Consider the following 19891-nt stretch of genomic DNA (forward strand, 5'->3'; position numbering starts at 1 on the left):
CGAGGAGGGCCGGCGGCTCCGGTCCACCGCGACGCCCCCCGGCGCGCCGCCCGGCCGCGCAGACCCCGGGCAACCCCCGCCGCCGCATGCGCGGGCTCACCGTCGCGGTCCTCTTCGTCTTCAGCATCTTCGCCGCCCAGCTGCTGCGCATCCAGGGCTTCGACTCCTCGGCGGTCGCCGCCGAGGCCCTCGAGCAGCGCACCGAGAAGGTCGTCATCCCCGCGCTCCGCGGCAAGATCACCTCCTCGGACGGCGTCGTGCTCGCCTCCAGCCGCGCCCGCGAGACCGTCGTGGCCGATCCCACGGCGGTCTGCACCTACCAGCAGAAGAACAAGAAGACGTGCGAGCCGGCGACCACGGCGGCCGCCGTGGACGCCGCCGCCGCCGCGCTGGGCCCGCTGCTCGGGAAGAGCGCCGCCGACCTCCGGCCGCTGCTCACCCGGACCGGGCGCTACCAGGTGCTCGACCGCAAGGTCAGCCCCCTGACGTGGCGCAAGATCGCCAAGCTGGGGATCCCCGGCATCTACAAGGACTCCGCCGAGTCGGTGCCGGAGCGCGTCTACCCCCAGGGCCCCGCCTCCGCGTCCCTCGTCGGCTACGTCACGAACGACGGCGAGGCCGGTGGCGGCCTCGAGTCGATGATGGACAAGGCACTCAAGGGCAGGGCCGGCTACTCGGTGTTCGAGAAGGCGCCGGACGGCTCGAAGATCCCCGGCGGGCGCCAGGGCGGCGCCAAGGCGGTCGACGGCCAGGACGTCACCCTCACGGTCAACTCCAACATCCAGTGGTACGCCCAGAACGCCCTGGCCCAGCGCATGTCCGAGATGGGTGCGCAGTCGGGCACGGCCGTCGTCATGAACGCCAAGACGGGCAAGGTCCTCGCCCTCGCGTCCTACCCGACCTACGACCCCAACGACATCGGCCGGGCCAAGGGCAGCCTCGTCAACAAGGCGGTCAGCGACGTCTTCGAGCCCGGCTCGACCGCCAAGGTCATGACGGTCGCGGCCGCCCTCGAGGACAAGACGGTCACTCCCGACCAGCCCGTCATCATCCCCAACCGGATGCAGCGCTTCGACGCGTCCTTCAAGGACAGCCACGACCACCCGACGCTCTACCGCACGGTCGCGGGGACGCTCGCCGAGTCGAGCAACATCGGGACGATCCTCGTCGGTGAGACCCTCGAGCCCAAGCGGCTCGAGGAGTACTACCGCAAGTTCGGCCTCGGGTCGAAGTCCGGCATGGGCTTCCCGGGCGAGTCCAAGGGTCTGCTCGCCCCCGCCGACAAGTGGAGCGGCACCCAGCGGTCCACCGTGATGTTCGGACAGGGCCTGTCCGTGACCGCGATCCAGGCCGCGTCGGTCTTCCAGACCATCGCCAACGGCGGCCTGCGGGTGAGCCCGTCCCTGGTCGACGGCACGACCGACTCCCACGGGACGTACGTCAAGGCCCCACCCGCGGCGGGCACCCGTGTCGTGTCGGTCGACACCGCCACCAAGGTCAACGCCATGCTCGAGGGCGTGGTGTCCAAGGAGGGCACCGCACCCCAGGCGCAGATCCCGGGCTACCGCGTCGCCGGCAAGACGGGGACCGCCGACTTCTACGACGCCAAGCTCGGCCGGTACAGCGGCAAGACGGCCAGCTTCATCGGCTACGCCCCGGCCGACGACCCCGAGCTCGTCGTGGCCGTCATCCTCCAGCGGCCCAGCGCCAGCATCTACGGCGGCACCGTCGCCGGCCCGGTCTTCCAGGACGTCATGACCTACGCCCTGCAGGAGCTCAAGATCCCGCCCACCGGGACGACCAAGGCGGCCATCACGCTGGCGGTCGACCCCGACGTGGCCAAGAGCGACCCCGACACACTGCAGGACAAGCCTCGCGGCAGCGGCAAGTAGTCTGACTGGTCGTGTCCGCACCCCGACCCGCCTCCCGTGACAGCTCGAGCATCCGTGACCTCGCGCTGCTCGTCGGCGCATCCGTCGACGACCTGGCGGACGCCGGGAGCGTCACGGGCGTCACCCTCGACTCCCGCGCCGTCCAGCACGGCGACCTGTATGCCGCCCTGCCCGGGGCCCGCGCGCACGGCGCCGACTTCGCGGGCCAGGCCGCTGCCGCCGGGGCATCGGCCGTGCTCACCGACCCGGACGGCCTTCAGCGGATGCGCGCTGACGGGGTCGACCTCCCGGCCGTCGTCGTCGCGGACCCCCGCTCGGTCCTCGGGGCCGTCGCGGCCCACGTCTACGGGACGACCGGCCAGACGCTGACGATGGTCGGGATCACGGGGACCAACGGCAAGACGACGACGGCCTACCTCGTCGCGAGCGCGCTCGAGGCGCTCGGGCACCGGACCGGGCTGATCGGCACGGTCGAGACCCGCATCGGCGACGAGCGGATCAAGAGCGTGCGCACCACGCCCGAGGCGTCCGACCTGCACGCGATCCTCGCGGTGATGGAGGAGCGCGACACCGACACGTGCGTCATGGAGGTCTCGAGCCACGCGCTGAGCCAGCACCGCGTCGACGGCGTCGTCTTCGACCTCGCGCTCTTCACCAACCTCTCCCAGGACCACCTCGACTTCCACGCCGACATGGAGGACTACTTCTCCGCGAAGGCCCAGCTCTTCACGCCGCTCCGGTCGCAGCGCGCGCTCGTGTGCGTCGACGACGTGTGGGGTCGCCGCCTCGCCGAGCAGTCGGGGGTCCCCGTGACCACGCTGACGACGGCGCCCGGGCAGCAGGCCGACTGGGTCGTCACCGTGGGCACGGAGGACCCCACGCGGTTCTCCCTGCGCGGACGCGACCTCGAGCTCGACCTGCGCTCCGCCCTCCCCGGCGACTTCAACGTCGCCAACACCGCCATGGCCGCCGTCGCGCTGCTGCTGCTCGGCGAGGAGACCGACGCCGTGAGCCGGGCGATCCTCACCGACCCGCACGTTCCCGGCCGCATGGAGAAGGTCACTGCCCCGCACGATGAGGACCTGCTCGCCGTCGTCGACTACGCGCACACGCCGGACGCCGTGGAGGCCGCTCTCGCGGCCCTGCGCCCGAGCACCAAGGGCCGGCTCGTCGTCGTGCTCGGGGCCGGGGGGGACCGTGACCGGGGCAAGCGCCACGGCATGGGCCGTGCCGCCGCGGGGCTGGCCGACGTCGTCGTCGTCACCGACGACAACCCGCGCAGCGAGGAGCCGTCGGCCATCCGGGCCGCCGTCATCGAGGGTGCCCGGTCGTACGACTCGCACGCCCGGCTCGTCGAGGTCGACGGTCGCGCCCAGGCGATCCGCGAGGGAGTCCGGCTCGCCCGCGAGGGCGGACCCGGCTCGGTCGTCGCCGTCGTCGGCAAGGGCCACGAGACCGGCCAGGAGGTCGCCGGCGTCGTCCACCCCTTCGACGACCGGGACGTGCTCCGCGCCGCGCTCGAGGCGGCGGCACCGTGATCGCCCTCACCCTGGCCGAGATCGCCGACCTCACCGGCGGGACGCTGCACGCCCTGCCCGCCGACGGGCACGTCCCGGTCGTCACCGGCGCCGTCGTCACCGACTCCCGCGAGGCGGAGGCCGGCAGCCTGTACGTCGCCCGGATCGGCGAGTCGATGGACGGACACCGCTTCGTCGGGGGCGCCCGGGACCGCGGCGCCGTCGCCGCGCTGACCAGCCGTCCGGTCGAGGAGCTGCCGTGCGTCGTCGTCGACGACGTCCAGGAGGCGTTCGTCGCCCTCTCCCGTGCGGTCCTCGACCGTGCCACGGACCTCACCGTCATCGGGATCACCGGCTCGTCCGGCAAGACGAGCACCAAGGACCTCCTCGGCACCGTGCTCGGCGCGGCCGCCCCCACCATCGCGCCGGTGGGGTCGTACAACTCCGAGGTCGGTGTGCCGCTCACCGTCACCCGGGTCACCGACGACACCCGCTTCCTCGTCGTCGAGATGGGGGCCCGCGGGATCGGGCACGTGGCCTACCTCACCCGCATCGCACCGCCCCGCATCGGCGTCGTCCTCAACGTCGGCACCGCGCACGTGGGTGAGTTCGGCTCGCGCGACGCCATCGCCCGCGCCAAGGCCGAGCTCGTCGAGGCCTTGCCCGCCGACGGCGTCGCGGTCCTCAACGCCGACGACCCCGCGGTGCGCGCCATGGCCGGCCGGACCGACGCCCGTGTCGTCCTCGTCGGCGAGGACGCCGACGCCACCGTCCGAGCGGAAGCCGTCGCCGTCGGACCCGACGGCCGGGCGTCCTTCCGGGTCGTCTCCCCGCAGGGCGAGGCCACGATCGCCCTGCGGCTCGTGGGCCGGCACCACGTCGGCAACGCGCTGGCCGTCCTCGCCGTCGCCCTCGAGTGCGGCATCCCCCTCGAGCAGGCCGCGAGCACCGTCGCCGGGGCCGACGTCGTCAGCCGCTGGCGGATGGAGGTCACCGAGCGCGCCGACGGGGTGACCGTCGTCAACGACGCCTACAACGCCAACCCCGACTCGATGCGCGCCGCCCTCGCCGCCCTCGAGTCGATGGGGGAGGGCCGTCGCACCTGGGCCGTCCTCGGCTCCATGCTCGAGCTCGGCGACGAGTCCGACGCCGAGCACGCGGACATCGGCGGCGAGGCGCAGCGACGGGGGGTCGCCGAGCTCGTCGTCGTCGGCGAGACCGCCCGCCCGATGGCCGACATCGCCCCCGCCCGCGGGACCCGGATCCGGTGGGTCGAGGACGCGGACGCGGCCGAGGCCCTGCTGCGCGAAGAACTCGCCCCGCCCGACGTCGTGTTGTTCAAGTCCAGCCGTGACGCAGGTCTACGGTGGCTCGGAGACCGACTGACCACGACTGACCACGACCCGCAGGAGGACCACCAGTGAAGGCCGTGCTCGTCGCCGCGGTGGTCAGCCTCGTCGTCGCACTGTTCTGCACCCCGATGTTCATCAAGTGGCTCGTGCGCCAGGGCTACGGACAGTTCATCCGGGACGACGGCCCGACCTCGCACCACACCAAGCGCGGCACGCCCACCATGGGCGGTGCGGTCATCGTCGCCGCGACCCTCGTCGCCTACGCGATGGCGCACCTCGTCTTCTGGTCGACGCCGAGCTGGAGCGGCGTGCTCGTGCTCTTCCTCATGGCCGGCCTCGGGCTCGTGGGCTTCCTCGACGACTACATCAAGATCAGCAAGCAGCGCAGCCTCGGCCTCCGGTCCAAGGAGAAGCTCTTCGGGCAGACCCTCGTCGCGACGATCTTCGCGGTCCTCGCGCTGCGCTTCCCCAACGACTCGGGCCGGACCCCCGCCTCCACCAAGATCTCGTTCGTCCGCGACACCAACCTCGACCTCGCCTTCGCGGGCACGATCGTCGGCGTCCTGCTGTTCATCCTCTTCGCCAACGTCATCATCGCGGGCACGAGCAACGGCGTGAACCTCACCGACGGCCTTGACGGCCTGGCGACCGGGGCGTCGGTCATGACGTTCGCGGCATACGTCCTCATCGGCATCTGGCAGTTCAACCAGAACTGCCAGACCAACCCCGGCATCAAGTGCTACGAGGTGCGCGACCCGCTCGACATCGCCATCGTCGCCGCCTCGGTCATGGGCGCGTGCTTCGGGTTCCTCTGGTGGAACGGCTCACCGGCCAAGATCTTCATGGGGGACACCGGCTCGCTGGCGCTCGGCGGTGCGCTCGCCGGGCTCGCGATCGTCACCCGCACCGAGTTCCTCGTCGTCATCATCGGCGGCCTCTTCGTCACCATCACGCTCTCGGTGATCATCCAGGTCGCGTCGTTCAAGTCCACCGGCAGGCGCGTCTTCCGGATGGCCCCGCTGCAGCACCACTTCGAGCTCCTCGGGTGGCAGGAGGTCACCATCGTCATCCGGTTCTGGATCATCGCGGGGCTCTTCGTCGCGCTGGGCCTGGGCCTGTTCTACGCCGAGTGGGTCGTGGGGGCGGTATGAGCGCGAGCCAGCCCGACCGGCTCCAGCGGCTCGCAGGGCTCACCCACCGCGAGTCCGACTGGGCCGGCCTCCGCGTGCTCGTCGCCGGGCTCGGGGTCAGTGGGTTCGCCGCCGCCGACGCCCTGCTGGAGCGCGGTGCCCACGTCGTCGTCGTCGACGGCTCGGCCGTCGACGCCACGCCGGAGATGTCGGAGCGTGCCCGGATCCTCGAGATCCTCGACGCCGAGCTGCGCTTCGGTCCCGACCACGTCTCCCGTATGCCGTCCGACCCCGTCGACCTCGTCGTCACCTCCCCGGGCTGGGCGCCGACCCAGCCGCTGCTCGCTGCCGCCGCCGAGGCCGGGGTCCCGATCTGGGGCGAGGTCGAGCTCGCCTGGCGGATGCGCCCGCTCGAGGGCGCGGCGCCGTGGCTCACGGTCACCGGGACCAACGGCAAGACGACGACCGTCCAGATGCTCACGTCGATCCTGCGCGCCGCCGGCGAGCGGGCGGTCAGCGCCGGCAACGTCGGCACGCCGATCCTCGAGGCGGTCATGGACCCCGAGCCGTACGACGCCATCGCGGTCGAGCTGTCGAGCTTCCAGCTGCACTGGTCGAGCTCGATCCGGCCGCAGGCCTCGGCGGTGCTCAACGTCGCGCCGGACCACGTGGACTGGCACGGCGACTACGACGCCTACCTCGCCGCCAAGGGCAAGGTCTACGAGGGCACCGAGATCGCCTGCGTCTACAACGTCGACGACCCGCAGACCCGGGCCCTCGTCGAGGAGGCCGACGTCCAGGAGGGGTGCCGGGCGATCGGCTTCACCCTCGGCACCCCGGCCCCGTCGATGCTCGGCGTCGTCGGCGAGGTCCTCGCCGACCGCGCCTTCGTCGAGCAGCGCCGGCACGCCGCCGCCGAGCTGGCCTCGCTCGGGGACCTGCGCGGTGACGCGCCCGACGTGGCTCCTCACCTCGTCGCCAACGCCCTCGCCGCCGCTGCCCTGGCCCGGGCCCACGGCGTCGAGCCGGGCGCGGTGCGCCAGGGGCTGCGGGCGTTCCGACCCGAGGCCCACCGCATCGCGCACGTCGCGACCGTGGACGAGGTCCGCTTCGTCGACGACTCCAAGGCCACCAACCCGCACGCAGCGGCAGCCTCGCTCGCGGCCTACGAGCACGTCGTCTGGGTCGCCGGCGGGCTGCTCAAGGGCGCCGACGTCGACGACCTCGTGCGTTCCGCGGCCGGTCGGCTGCGCGGCGTCGTCCTCCTCGGGCGCGACCGCGCCGCGATCGCCGAGGCGCTCGCCCGACACGCGCCCGACATCCCCGTGGTCGACGTGGGGGACACGGACACTGGAGCCATGGATCGTGTCGTCTCCGAGGCCGCGTCGCTCGCCCTGCCGGGCGACGTCGTGCTGCTCGCTCCGGCGGCCGCGTCCATGGACATGTTCGTCAACTACGGCGCACGCGGAGACGCCTTCGCCGAGGCGGTGCTCCGCCGCGCCGCGTCGGGGGAGTAGCCAGTGAGTAGCACGACCCGCCCAGTCAAGGAGGAGCGCGGCACCGCGTTCGTCCCGGAGTGGCTGGAGCGACTCGACCGGCCGGTGACGACGTACTACGTCCTCGTCGGCGTCACCACCGTCCTCGTCGGCTTCGGCCTCATCATGGTGCTCTCGGCCTCCGCCGTGACCTCCCTCAACGAGACCGACTCGGGCTCGGCGTACTCGATCTTCTTCAGCCAGCTCCAGTTCGCCGTCATCGGCGCGATCGCGCTGCTCGTCGCGTCCCGGCTGTCCGTGGCGACGTGGAAGAGGCTCGCCCTTCCGCTCCTCGGGGCCGCCCTGGCCCTGCAGCTGCTCGTCTTCACCCCCCTCGGCATCGACGTCCAGGGCAACCGCAACTGGCTCGACTTCAAGGTCATCACGATGCAGCCCTCCGAGCTGCTCAAGGTCGCCCTCGCGCTCAGCGGCGGTCTCGTCCTCTCGGCCAAGCGCAAGCAGCTCGGGCGGCTCGGGCACGCCCTCGTCCCCTTCGTCTTCCCCATCGCCGTCGTCGCCATCGGGCTGGTCCTGCTCGGGCACGACCTCGGCACCGCGCTCGTCATGTCGGCGATCGTCGGTGGCGTCCTCTACACCGCCGGGGTGCCCGGCCGGTGGTTCGCCCTCGCCGCGGCCGGCGGCGCCGCCGTGGCGGCCGCGTTCGTCGTCACCAGCCCCAACCGGCTCGGGCGCTTCGACGTCTGGCTGGGCCGCGACACCGACCCCACCGGCATCGCCCGCCAGCCCATCCACGGCCGCTACGCCCTCGCCGACGGCGGGTGGACCGGCCTCGGGCTCGGCGGGTCGCGCGAGAAGTGGCAGTGGCTCTCGGAGCCGCACAACGACTTCATCTTCGCGATCATCGGTGAGGAGCTCGGCCTGCCGGGCACGATCATGGTGCTCGTCCTCTTCGTCGTCCTCGCCCTGGCCTGCTACCGGCTCGTCATGCGCAGCTCCGACTTCTTCGTGCGCATCGCGACGGCGGGCATCATGAGCTGGATCGTCGTCCAGGCGATGATCAACGTCGGCGCCGTCATCGGACTGCTCCCCGTCATCGGGGTGCCGTTGCCGCTCGTGTCGTCGGGTGGGTCCTCGCTCGTGACGACGATGCTCGCGCTCGGCATCCTCCTCTCGTTCGCCCGCTCCGAGCCGGGCTGCGCCAAGGCCCTCGCCGCGCGCCCGTCGCTGCTCCGCCGCTCGTTCGCGGTGCTCCCGATGCGAAGGTCCCGGTCATGAGTGACACCGCGGCCAGGATCGGGTCCGTCCTGCTCGCCGGCGGCGGCACGGCCGGCCACGTCTCGCCGCTGCTCGCCCTCGCCGACTGCCTGCGCCGGCGCGAGCCCGACGTGCGGATCGTCGCCCTCGGCACCGAGGAGGGGCTCGAGGCCCGCCTCGTCCCCGCACGGGGCTACGACCTCGAGGTCGTCCCCAAGGTCCCCATGCCGCGGCGGCCCTCGACCGCCCTGCTGCGCCTTCCCACGTCGATGCGGCGGGCCATCGACGCCGCCGACGCCGCGATCGCCAGGGCGGACGCCAAGGTCGTCGTCGGTTTCGGTGGGTACGTCTCGACGCCGGCCTACCTCGCGGCGCGGCGACGCGGCATACCCGTCGTCATCCACGAGCAGAACGCCCGGCCGGGGCTGGCCAACCGGCTCGGGTCGCGGTTCGCGACCCATGTCGCCGTCACCTTCGCCGACACCCCGCTGCGCGGGGCGGTCGTCACGGGGATGCCGTTGCGCCGCGAGATCGCCCTGCTCGACCGCAAGGCGCGCCGCGCGGAGGCCCTGGCCCACTTCGGCCTCGACCCCCAGTGGCCGACGGTCCTCGTCACCGGTGGCTCGCTCGGTGCCCAGCGCATCAACGACGCCTTCCGTGGGGCCATGGGCTCGCTGCGGGCCGAGGGCGTCCAGGTCCTCCACGTGACCGGTGTCGGCAAGGAGTTCCCGGTCGACGACGTCCCGGGAGCGCCCTACGTCGTCGTCCCCTACGCCGATCGGATGGAGCTCGCCTACGCGGCGGCCGACATCGTCGTCGCGCGCTCCGGCGCCAACACCGTCTGCGAGCTGACCGCGGTCGGTCTGCCCGCGGCCTACGTCCCGCTTCCCGTCGGCAACGGCGAGCAGCGTCTCAACGCGCGCGGGGTCGTCGACGCCGGCGGTGGGCTCGTCGTCGAGGACTCCGACCTCACGCCCGGCTGGGTCGAGACCACCCTCATGCCCCTGCTGCGTGACGCGAACGGGCTCGCCGAGATGGCGAAGGCCGCCGCCTCGGTGGGGGAGCGCGACGGGGACGAGCTGCTCGCCGACCTCGTCGTCGACGCCGCCGGGAAGGGCTGACCGTGACGAGCCGCAACCCCCGGTTCGACTTCTCCCACGAGGTCCCGGGGCTCGAGACGCTGGGCCGGGTCCACTTCATCGCCATCGGCGGCTCCGGCATGTCCGCCGTCGCCCGGGTGATGCTCGCCCGCGGTGTCGAGGTCAGCGGGTCCGACGGCAGGGACAGCCCCGTCCTCGAGACGCTGCGCGGGCTCGGTGCCCGGGTGGTCGTCGGTCACGACGCCGCCAACGTCGCGGGCGCCGACACCGTCGTCATCTCCTCGGCGATCCCCGAGACCAACGTGGAGCTCGCGGCCGCGCGCGCGGCCGGGTGCCTCGTGCTCCACCGGGCGCAGGGGCTGGCGGCGACGATGACCGACTCCCGCCCGGCGGCCGTCGCCGGGGCGAACGGCAAGACGACGACGACCTCCATGCTCACCGTGGCCCTCCAGGCGGCGGGGCTCGACCCCTCGTTCGCCTCCGGCGGGGAGCTCACCGGCCAGGGCACCAACGCGGCCTGGACCGGAGGCGACCTCTTCGTGGTCGAGGCCGACGAGAGCGACGGCTCGTTCCTCGTCTACCGGCCCGAGGTCGCGGTGGTGACCAACGTCCAGCCCGACCACCTCGACTTCTACGGCACCTTCGCCGAGGTCGAGGCCGCCTATGCCGAGTTCGCCGCGTCCCTGCGCACCGGGGGACTGCTCGTCGCCTGCGCCGACGACGCGGGGTCCCGCAGGCTCGCCGGCGTCGCGGTGGAGCGGGGCACGCGGGTGCTCACCTACGGCTTCGACGAGTCCGCGGACCTCCGCCTCTCGGACCACCGGGCCGACGACGAGGGCATCGGCACGACGTCGGTCCTGCACCTGCCGGGAGGCGGGACGGCGCCGATGCGCCTCGCGACGCCGGGGCGGCACAACGCCCTCAACGCCGCCGCGGCCTACCTCGCGGCCACCGCCGGCTTCGACGCCGACCCCCTGCTCGTCCTCGACGGGCTCGCCGGCTTCGACGGCGCCCGCCGACGGTTCGAGGTGCGCGGAGAGGTGGGTGGCGTCACGGTCGTCGACGACTACGCGCACAACCCGGGCAAGGTGGCGGCCGTGGTCGGGACCGCCGCCGACATCGCCGCCCGCCGCGGCGGTCGGCTGCACGTCGCCTTCCAGCCGCACCTGTACTCACGCACTCGGGACTTCGCCGACGGCTTCGCGGCCGGCCTCGCGCCGGCCGACACGGTTCTGCTGCTCGACGTGTACGGCGCCCGCGAGCAGCCGATGGAGGGCATCACCAGCGAGCTGGTCGCCGGTCCGCTGCGCGACCTCCCGGGGTCGCGGACGGTCACCGTCGGGGGCACCTTCGCGGCCGCGGCGGCCGCGCTGGCCGCGACCGCGGCGCCGGGCGACCTCGTCCTCACCGTGGGCGCCGGAGACGTCACCGAGCTCGCGGGCCTCGTCCTCGACGCGCTGCGTGCGGCGGGGGAGAGGTGAGTGGCGTGAGCGTCTCCAACCGGCGGTTCGCCGCGGCCGACCCCCGCTTCCGGGAGCGTGCCCTCGAGCACCGCCGTCGACCGTGGCGTCGGGTCCTGTGGACCGCCGCGGCCCTCGCCGTCGTCGCGGCCCTGCTCTGGCTGACCTTCTGGAGCCCGATGCTCGCCGTGCGCTCGGTGCAGGTCTCGGGTGTCACCGGCGCCGACCGGACGGCGGTCGCCGGACTCGTCGGCGTCGCGGAGGGCACCCCCCTGGCGCGGGTCGACCTCGAGGCCGTCGAGCAACGGGTGCGGACCCGTCGCACCATCGCCGAGGTCTCCGTCGAGCGGGGCTGGCCGTCCACGCTGCTCGTCCGCACCGTCGCCCGTCAGCCCGCTCTCGTGCTCAAGAACCCTCAGGGTAAACTTGAGGTTGTGGATTCGACAGGGGTCTCCTACGACACCGTCACCGTGCCGCCGGCGGGCATCCCCGTCGTCACGGCGGCCTCGACCAAGGGCACGACCCAGGAGGCCCTCGAGGCCGCCCTGTCGGTCGTCGCCACCCTCCCGCCGTCGCTGGCCGGTCAGGTGAGCGCCATCGAGGTGAGCACGGCCAACCTCGTGTCGTTCACCCTCGGCGGGGTCGACGTCGTCTGGGGAGGCGCCGACGCCGCGCAGCGCAAGCTGCAGATCCTCCAGGCACTGCTGCCCACGAAGCCCGCCGTCATCGACGTCAGCGCCCCCGACACCCCCGTCACCCGCTGACCCGCCCCCTGGCGACCCCGACTTATTGCGCATTCCGACCCAGCGCGCCGGACTGATGGCGCGTTTCGGCCGGCCCTGCCGGCCGTTTCGCGCCATCAGTCGCACGTCGGGGGACGGAATGCGCAATAAGTCGGGGTCGAGGTGCCCAGCCCGCGGCATGGGAGGCGAAAGTTGAGGTGGAGGTCGAGGGGGCGGATGGGACCGGTGTGACGTCTGGGGCGAGCGTGGGGAAGAATCGCCGGGACCGGACGGCGACACGCCCACGGCCTCGTTGCAACAGGCCCTGCCGACGCCTAGCGTCGCCTCATCGGCTCGTGACCAAACTGTGACTCTTGACATGAGGTCAAGACTTCTACCCGGAGCAGCAGCGGGTCGCGACCCCACCAGACACGGCAGCACCAGCACGTGACACCAGAAACAACGAACCACTCAGGGAAGGCCCACATCGTGGCAGCACCACAGAACTACTTGGCCGTCATCAAGGTCGTCGGCATCGGTGGTGGTGGTGTCAACGCCATCAACCGCATGATCGAGGTCGGCCTCAAGGGTGTCGAGTTCATCGCGATCAACACCGACGCGCAGGCGCTCCTCATGAGCGACGCCGACGTCAAGCTCGACGTCGGCCGCGAGCTCACCCGCGGGCTCGGCGCCGGCGCCGACCCCGAGGTCGGCAAGAAGGCCGCCGAGGACCACGCCGAGGAGATCGAGGAGGTCCTCAAGGGGGCCGACATGGTCTTCGTCACCGCCGGCGAGGGTGGTGGCACCGGCACCGGTGGCGCGCCGGTCGTCGCCCGCATCGCCCGCGGCCTCGGCGCCCTCACCATCGGCGTCGTGACCCGCCCCTTCACCTTCGAGGGTCGTCGTCGCGCCAACCAGGCCGAGACCGGCATCGCCGGCCTGCGCGAGGAGGTCGACACCCTCATCGTCATCCCCAACGACCGGCTGCTCTCCATCAGCGACCGCGCCGTCTCGATGCTGGACGCGTTCCGCAGCGCCGACCAGGTCCTGCTCTCCGGTGTCCAGGGCATCACCGACCTCATCACGACGCCGGGTCTGATCAACCTCGACTTCGCCGACGTCAAGTCCGTCATGCAGGGCGCCGGCTCGGCCCTCATGGGCATCGGCTCGGCCCGCGGTGAGGACCGTGCGGTCCAGGCCGCCGAGCTCGCCATCTCGAGCCCGCTGCTCGAGGCGAGCATCGACGGAGCCCACGGTGTGCTGCTCTCCATCCAGGGTGGCAGCGACCTCGGTCTCTTCGAGATCAACGAGGCCGCCCGGCTCGTCCAGGAGGCCGCCCACCCGGAGGCCAACATCATCTTCGGCGCGGTCATCGACGACGCGCTCGGCGACGAGGTGCGGGTCACGGTCATCGCGGCCGGCTTCGACGGGGGCACCCCCGTCAAGCGGCCCGACGAGCGCCACATCGGCAGCATCCAGGGCCCGAGCAAGGCGCAGCAGGCGGCCAGCCAGGCCCAGGCCGCACCGGGTGGCGACCGCCAGCCCCAGCGGACCATCCACCAGCCCGAGCCGGTCCGCCAGGCCGTCCCGGTGGCCGCCGGCGAGAACCACCACGGCCTCCCCAGCGCCGCGAGCAACGGCAGCCCCGACTCGGAGCAGCGCCCGACCCCGCCGCGCACCGTCACCTTCGACGACGGCGACGACCTGGACGTGCCCGACTTCCTCAAGTGAGGCACTGACGCTCCAGAGACGCCGAGGGCGACCGGTCACACCGGTCGCCCTCGGCGCGTCTACGGTGGACGCGTGTTCTTCTGGCGTGACGACGTGGCCGGCATCCGCCGGGCGTTCACCGACCGCTCCGGTGGGGTGAGTCTCCCCCCGTATGCCGGTCTCAACCTGGGAGGGCACGTCGGGGACGCGCCGGAAGCGGTGCGGGAGAACCGGGCTCGCGTCGTCGCCGAGCTCGGTGTCACGCTCGAGCGACTCGTCCTCATGGACCAGTGCCACGGTGCCGACGTCGCAGTGGTGTCCGAGCGGCCCGCGGAACCGCTCGCCGTCGACGGGGTCGTCACCGCCGAGCCCGGCCTGGCCCTCGCCGTGCTCGTCGCCGACTGCACCCCGGTGCTCCTGTCCGACGAGGGCGCCGGTGTCATCGGGGCCGTCCACGCCGGCCGACCCGGGATGACCAAGCAGGTCGTCCCGAGGGCGGTCTCGGCGATGCGCGACGTCGGTGCCTCCCGCATCCGCGCCGTGGTCGGCCCCAGCGTGTGCGGTCGCTGCTACGAGGTGCCGCTCGCCATGCGTGAGGAGGCCGCCGCGGTCAGCCCTGAGTCGCGGTCGGTCACGTGGACCGGGACGCCCGCGATCGACGTCGCGTCCGGCGTCGTCGCCCAGCTGCGAGCCGCCGGGGTCGACGACGTCACCTGGGTGGGGGGCTGCGCCCGCGAGGAGCCCTCGCTCTACTCCTACCGCCGCGACGGGACCACTGGCCGCTTCGCCGGGCTCATCGTCCGGACGGCCCCGTGAGCACCCGCCGCGACGAGCTGGCCGCGAACCTCGCCGCCGTCCACGACCGGATCGGCGCGGCGGCGGCCGCCGCCGGGCGCTCCGCGTCCGGGGTCGAGCTCGTCGTCGTGACGAAGTACTTCCCCGCGAGCGACATCGACCTCCTCGTCGACCTCGGCGTCCGTCACATCGGTGAGAACAAGGACCAGGAGGCCCGGGCCAAGGTCGACGAGATCGCGCGGCGCGAAGCCGTCACCGTCCACTTCATCGGGCAGCTCCAGTCCAACAAGGTGGCGCACGTCGCGGCGTACGCCGACGTCGTCCAGTCCGTCGACCGCGCCAAGATCGTCAGGGCGCTCGACCGTGCGGCCGAGCGGGTCGGCCGGCGCCTGGACGTCCTCGTCCAGGTGGCGCTCGACGGCGAGGCCGGTCGCGGGGGAGCGGTCCCCGACGACGTCCCCGCGGTGGCCGACCTCGTCGGGGAGTCGGCGCACCTCGACCTGCGCGGCGTCATGGCCGTGGCGCCGCGCGAGGGTGAGCCGCGCGCGGCGTTCGCGCGGCTGCGCGAGGTCGCGGACGGCATCCGCGACGCACATCCGGACGCGACGTGGGTCTCCGCCGGGATGAGCGGCGACCTCGAGGACGCCGTCGCCGAGGGAGCGACTCACCTGCGTGTCGGGACCGCAATCCTCGGAACTCGTCCGTCACTTGGGTAACTTCAATGTCGGACAGACGGCCACCCCGGTCGCCGATTCGTACTAGGAGTACTCATGGCTGGCGCGCTGCGCAAGACGATGGTCTACCTCGGCCTCGCCGAGGACGAGGCCCGTTACTACGACGAGGCCTATGACGAGTACGACACCGACGAGGGCGTCGAGGCGGACGAGCCGCGCGAGCGCTCCGCCGAGGTGACCCCCCTGAGCAACCGTCGCAGCGTGGCCTCCGTCGTGCGCACCCAGGAGGCCTCCGGCATCTCGCGGATCACGACGATCCACCCGCGCACCTACAACGAGGCCAAGACCATCGGGGAGAACTTCCGCGAGGGCACCCCGGTCATCATGAACCTCACCGACATGGACGACGCCGACGCCAAGCGCCTCGTCGACTTCGCCGCCGGCCTCGTGTTCGGCCTGCACGGCGCCATCGAGCGCGTCACCGCCAAGGTCTTCCTGCTCTCGCCGTCGACCGTCGAGGTCAACGCCGAGGAGTCCGCCGTCGTCCCCGGCAAGACCCTGTTCAACCAGAGCTGACACCCACGTCCCCACGGCCACAGCCCGTTCGCGCACACTGTCGCCATGGACACCGTGAAGGCCCTGCTCGCGCTGATCGTCTGGCTGTACCTCATGGTGGTCTTCGGGCGCCTCATCCTCGACTGGATCCGGGTCTTCGCCCGGGACTGGCGGCCCCGCGGTGTCATGCTCGTCATCGCCGAGGCGATCTACACGCTCACCGACCCGCCACTCAACGCGCTGCGCAAGGTCATCCCGCCGATCCGTCTCGGCGCTGCGTCGATCGACCTCGGCTTCCTCGTGCTGGTCCTCGGTCTCTACCTGCTCCTCGCCATCCTCTAGGCTGGATCGCTGAGCACCTGCGTCTCCCTGCCAGGGCGCGCTGAACCGATCCACACAGAGGAGTTGACATGGCGTTGTCGCCCGAGGACGTCCTCAACAAGACGTTCACGACCACCCAGTTCCGCCGCGGCTACGACGAGCGCGAGGTGGACGACTTCCTCGATGACATCGTCGCCGAGATGCGTCGGATGACCAAGGCCGACGACGAGATCCGTCAGCAGCTCAACGACTGCCGCGAGGGCCGTGGCCTCGAGCCCGTCACCGCCGCGATGCCGGTGCCCGCCGCCGGCGCCGCCGACCGTTCCGCCGAGATCGCCACGCTCGAGGGCCGCAACTCCGAGCTCGAGGCGCGCGTGCGCGAGCTCGAGGAGCTCGAGGGCCGAGGTGACGCCGCACGGGACGAGGACGACTCCGACGTCTCGGCCCGCGCCACCGACCTCGAGAACCGGGTCAAGGAGCTCGAGGCCCAGCTCGCCGAGTCCGAGAGCCGGCTCGCCGACCTCCAGGGCGAGCGTGACTCCCTCGCCGCCGAGCGGGACTCCCTCGCCGGGGAGCGCGAGAGCCTCATCGGTGAGCGTGACTCGATCGCCGCGGAGCGGGACCGTGAGCGCGCCGAGCGCGACGCGGCGTCCGCCCAGGACGACCAGGACGCCCAGGCGTCGAGCGACCGGGCCCGCAGCGACGCCGACGAGCAGCTCGCCACCCTGAGTGCCCGCGTCGAGGAGGCCGAGCGCGAGGCGCAGAGCCGCATCCAGAAGGCCCTGCACGAGGCCGAGCAGGCGGAGTCCGAGGCTGCCGAGCGCATCGCCCACAGCACGCAGCAGGCCCAGCCGTCCGAGGGGTCCGACACGGCGGCCCTCGCCGGCGCCGGCGTGATGGGTGCCGGCTCCGCAGCCGGGGTCCTCGCCCTCGCGCAGCGCCTGCACGACGAGCACGTCTCCGCCGGCGAGAGCCGCCGCGACGAGCTCGTGCGTGAGGCGCAGGCACGTCACGACGAGCTCGTGGGCTCGGCCGAGTCCCGTCACCACGAGCTGGTCAGCACCGGGCAGGCACGCCACGACGAGCTGGTCAGCTCCGCGCAGGCCCAGCACGACGAGCTGGTGAGCACCGCCCGGGCCCAGCACGAGGAGCTCGTGACGTCGGCACAGACGCAGCACGACGCGATGCTGGCCGAGGCCAACGCCAAGCGCGAGGAGCTCCTCACCGAGGCGCGTGAGCGCTCCACCGGGATGGTGCACGAGGCGCAGCAGCGCAAGGCCGCCATCCTCCAGGAGCTGTCCGAGCAGCGCACGGTCCTCGAGCGCAAGATCGAGCAGCTGCGCGGCTTCGAGCGGGACTACCGGGCCCGGCTCAAGAGCTACATCGAGAGCCAGCTCGCGGAGCTCGACCAGACCGCGGTGGACGCCGAGATCGAGGAGTCGTCCCAGCAGGCCACCTGACCGGTCATCGACCGAGCACGTACGCAGGGCACCCGGGGTCACCCGGGTGCCCTGCGGCGTCCCCTCCCTGCGTATGCCGTGGGGGCGGCGTGGCAGGTCATCCGGCGTTTGGCGTTGTGGTCGGCAGGTCGAGGGCTTATCATCTCGGCACGTGGTCGAGCCCTCGGGGCCCGACCTTTGTTGACGAGTGAGGACAGTCATGGCTGCCAAGGGCGCTCCCTCCGGGACCTCCACGACCGGACCCGGCAAGGCCTCCTCCGCGTTGGCGGTGGTGAAGAAGGCGCTCGGCCGAGCGAGCAAGCCGGCGTCCGCCAACAACACGAAGGTCCCCGCCGCCAAGGCTGCTGCGGCGAAGAAGGCACCCGCCACGAAGGCCGCTGCGGCGAAGAAGGCCCCGACCGCGAAGGCCGCTGCGGCCAAGAAGGCCCCGGCCGCGAAGGCGCCCGCGACGACGGCCACGCCGGCGGCGACGCGAGCCTCGGCCGCCGCCGCGCGGAAGGCCAAGCTCGTCGTGCGCGAGGACGAGTCGCCGTGGACCGCCGCCGAGCTCAAGGCGGTCCGTGCCGAGATCGAGGCCGACGTCGCCCAGCTCCGGTCCGAGGTGTCCCACGCCGAGTCGGAGCTGTCCGAGCTGCTGCGCAACTCCGGGGACGGGGCCGGTGACGACCAGGCCGACGCCGGCGCCAAGACGTGGGAGCGCGAGCAGGAGATCGCGCTCGCCGACAACGCCCGGGAGATGCTCCGCCAGAACGAGCACGCCCTCGAGCGGCTCGACGACGGCACCTACGGGGTGTGCGAGTCCTGCGGCCAGCCGATCGGCAAACTTCGCCTGCAGGCCGCACCTCGTGCGACCCTATGCATGCCATGCAAGATGAAACAGGAACGCCGCTGACGCCCAGCCCCCAGTCCACCACCGCACCGGCCCGGGACCAGGTCCAGGGCCGGTCTCGGCTGTTCACCCTCCTCGTGGGGGTCGGCGTGCTCACGCTCGTCCTCGACCAGGCCTCCAAGGTGTGGGCCCTGAGCGCCCTCACGCCGGGGCAGCCGCGCGAGCTCGTGGGCTCGCTGCTGCGCCTCAACCTCATCCGCAACCCGGGAGCCGCGTTCTCGCTCGGCGACGGCGTCACCTGGCTGCTCACGCTCGTCGCGCTGGGGATCGTCGTCTGGGTCGGCCGCGCCGCCATCCGGGTCGGCCACCGTGGGTGGGCCATCACCCTCGGGCTGCTCCTCGGTGGCGCGGTCGGCAACCTCGTCGACCGGGTCCTGCGCTCGCCCGGGCTCGGCCGCGGCCACGTCGTCGACTTCATCGACTACTTCGGCCTGTTCATCGGCAACATCGCCGACATCGCGATCGTCGGGGCGGCCGGCTACGGCGCGGTCCTGGCCGTGCGCGGCATACCGCTCGAAGGGGTGACGCACGGTCGGCACGAAGCCCACCACGGAGACGGCGACGAGGGGTCCGACGATGTCTGACGACCGCACCGTCCTCGTGCCCGAGGGCCTCCAGGGCGAGCGGGTCGACGCCGCCATGGCTCGCCTGTTCGGCCTCTCCCGCACCCGCGCCGCCGACCTCGCGGCCGACGGCGGCGTCAGCGTCAACGGCGCGAGCGTCGGCAAGTCCCACCGTGTCCACGGCGGCGACATGCTCGAGGTCAGCCTGCCCAGCAGCGACCCGAGCCCCACCCTCGAGGTCATCGCCGAGCCGGTCCCCGGCATGGGGATCGTCCACGACGACGACGACATCGTCGTCGTCGACAAGCCGGTCGGCGTCGCGGCGCACCCGAGCGTCGGCTGGACCGGCCCGACCGTGCTGGGCGGGCTGGCCGCGGCCGGCTACCGGATCTCCACGAGCGGCGCGAGCGAGCGGCAGGGGATCGTCTCCCGCCTCGACGTCGGCACCTCGGGCCTCATGGTCGTCTGCAAGAGCGAGCGCGGCTACTCGCTGCTCAAGCGGGCCTTCAAGGAGCGCCGGGTCGACAAGACCTACCACACGCTCGTCCAGGGGCTTCCTGACCCGCTCGTGGGCACCATCGACGCCCCGATCGCCCGTCACCCGGGCCACGACTACAAGTTCGCCGTGATGGAGTCGGGCAAGCCCGCCGTCACCCACTACGAGCTCATCGAGGCGTTCCGGCACGCGAGCCTGCTCGAGGTCCGCCTCGAGACCGGTCGCACCCACCAGATCCGGGTCCACTTCTCGGCCCTGCGCCACCCGTGCGTGGGCGACCTCACGTACGGCGCGGACCCGACCCTCGCCAGGAAGCTCGGGCTCGAGCGCCAGTGGCTGCACGCCGTCGGCCTCGGCTTCGAGCACCCCGGGAGCGGCGACTGGGTCACCTACGAGAGCACCTACCCGGCCGACCTGCAGAGCGCCCTGGACCGCCTCTGAGCCGGCGGGACGGCATACACCATCCGTCCCATCCGTCACTCGGTGGCGCGTCCGTCGGCACTGT

The 19891-nt window shown here is 72.6% G+C and carries 18 protein-coding genes; all 18 read left to right on the forward strand.

The annotated features are described in order from the left end of the window. Positions 1–1892 (forward strand): peptidoglycan D,D-transpeptidase FtsI family protein (locus N801_RS14540; RefSeq protein ID WP_245618465.1); only part of this gene is annotated, 1892 nt, incomplete at its 5' end. An 11-nt stretch (positions 1893–1903) separates the two neighbouring features. Further along, the gene (locus N801_RS14545) at positions 1904–3430 is read left to right on the forward strand and encodes a UDP-N-acetylmuramoyl-L-alanyl-D-glutamate--2,6-diaminopimelate ligase (RefSeq protein WP_084109021.1); all 1527 of its coding nucleotides are present in this window, start codon (positions 1904–1906) and stop codon (positions 3428–3430) included. Beyond that, positions 3427–4833 carry a UDP-N-acetylmuramoyl-tripeptide--D-alanyl-D-alanine ligase gene (locus N801_RS14550; protein WP_035939317.1) on the forward strand — a complete coding sequence of 469 codons (1407 nt, stop codon included), beginning with the start codon at positions 3427–3429 and terminating at the stop codon, positions 4831–4833. Before N801_RS14545 ends, N801_RS14550 begins: the two co-directional genes overlap by 4 nt. Further along, on the forward strand, positions 4830–5912 hold the full coding sequence (gene mraY, locus N801_RS14555; RefSeq protein ID WP_035939319.1) for a phospho-N-acetylmuramoyl-pentapeptide-transferase: 1083 nt from the start codon (positions 4830–4832) through the stop codon (positions 5910–5912). The genes N801_RS14550 and mraY overlap by 4 nt, the downstream gene beginning before the upstream one ends. Beyond that, a complete protein-coding gene (gene murD / locus N801_RS14560) occupies positions 5909–7408 on the forward strand; it encodes a UDP-N-acetylmuramoyl-L-alanine--D-glutamate ligase (protein ID WP_035939320.1) in 1500 nt (499 codons plus the stop codon). The genes mraY and murD overlap by 4 nt, the downstream gene beginning before the upstream one ends. 3 nt (positions 7409–7411) lie before the next feature. Then, a complete protein-coding gene (gene ftsW, locus N801_RS14565; protein WP_035939322.1) occupies positions 7412–8662 on the forward strand; it encodes a putative lipid II flippase FtsW in 1251 nt (416 codons plus the stop codon). Continuing rightward, positions 8659–9762 carry an undecaprenyldiphospho-muramoylpentapeptide beta-N-acetylglucosaminyltransferase gene (murG, locus tag N801_RS14570; RefSeq protein WP_035939324.1) on the forward strand — a complete coding sequence of 368 codons (1104 nt, stop codon included), beginning with the start codon at positions 8659–8661 and terminating at the stop codon, positions 9760–9762. The genes ftsW and murG overlap by 4 nt, the downstream gene beginning before the upstream one ends. Positions 9763–9764: 2 nt before the next feature. Continuing rightward, on the forward strand, positions 9765–11222 hold the full coding sequence (gene murC, locus N801_RS14575) for a UDP-N-acetylmuramate--L-alanine ligase (RefSeq protein WP_035939326.1): 1458 nt from the start codon (positions 9765–9767) through the stop codon (positions 11220–11222). Positions 11223–11227: 5 nt separating this feature from the next. Next, complete coding sequence (locus N801_RS14580) at positions 11228–11965, forward strand: cell division protein FtsQ/DivIB (protein ID WP_245618467.1); 738 nt, start codon at positions 11228–11230, stop codon at positions 11963–11965. A gap of 447 nt (positions 11966–12412) precedes the next feature. Next, entirely contained in the window at positions 12413–13654 is a 1242-nt protein-coding gene (ftsZ, locus tag N801_RS14585; protein WP_035939329.1) for a cell division protein FtsZ, read from the forward strand. A gap of 72 nt (positions 13655–13726) precedes the next feature. Further along, positions 13727–14449 (forward strand): peptidoglycan editing factor PgeF, encoded by a 723-nt coding sequence (gene pgeF, locus N801_RS14590; RefSeq protein WP_035939332.1) that lies wholly within the window; start codon positions 13727–13729, stop codon positions 14447–14449. After that, entirely contained in the window at positions 14446–15144 is a 699-nt protein-coding gene (locus tag N801_RS14595) for a YggS family pyridoxal phosphate-dependent enzyme (RefSeq protein WP_035939334.1), read from the forward strand. Before pgeF ends, N801_RS14595 begins: the two co-directional genes overlap by 4 nt. A gap of 54 nt (positions 15145–15198) precedes the next feature. After that, positions 15199–15678, forward strand: a complete 480-nt coding sequence (locus tag N801_RS14600) for a cell division protein SepF (RefSeq protein WP_035939335.1) — start codon at positions 15199–15201, stop codon at positions 15676–15678. A 45-nt stretch (positions 15679–15723) separates the two neighbouring features. Then, positions 15724–15999: a YggT family protein gene (locus N801_RS14605; protein ID WP_035939338.1), complete on the forward strand. Its 276-nt coding sequence runs from the start codon at positions 15724–15726 to the stop codon at positions 15997–15999. 68 nt (positions 16000–16067) lie between these two features. After that, complete coding sequence (locus tag N801_RS14610) at positions 16068–17438, forward strand: DivIVA domain-containing protein (RefSeq protein ID WP_035939340.1); 1371 nt, start codon at positions 16068–16070, stop codon at positions 17436–17438. 199 nt (positions 17439–17637) lie between these two features. Continuing rightward, the gene (locus tag N801_RS14615) at positions 17638–18330 is read left to right on the forward strand and encodes a TraR/DksA family transcriptional regulator (RefSeq protein ID WP_035939356.1); all 693 of its coding nucleotides are present in this window, start codon (positions 17638–17640) and stop codon (positions 18328–18330) included. Further along, positions 18303–18911: a signal peptidase II gene (lspA, locus tag N801_RS14620; protein ID WP_084109024.1), complete on the forward strand. Its 609-nt coding sequence runs from the start codon at positions 18303–18305 to the stop codon at positions 18909–18911. Before N801_RS14615 ends, lspA begins: the two co-directional genes overlap by 28 nt. Then, on the forward strand, positions 18904–19827 hold the full coding sequence (locus N801_RS14625; protein WP_035939342.1) for an RluA family pseudouridine synthase: 924 nt from the start codon (positions 18904–18906) through the stop codon (positions 19825–19827). Before lspA ends, N801_RS14625 begins: the two co-directional genes overlap by 8 nt. Positions 19828–19891: the final 64 nt, after the last annotated feature.

This window comes from Knoellia aerolata DSM 18566, from assembly GCF_000768695.1.
GTDB lineage: Bacteria > Actinomycetota > Actinomycetes > Actinomycetales > Dermatophilaceae > Knoellia > Knoellia aerolata.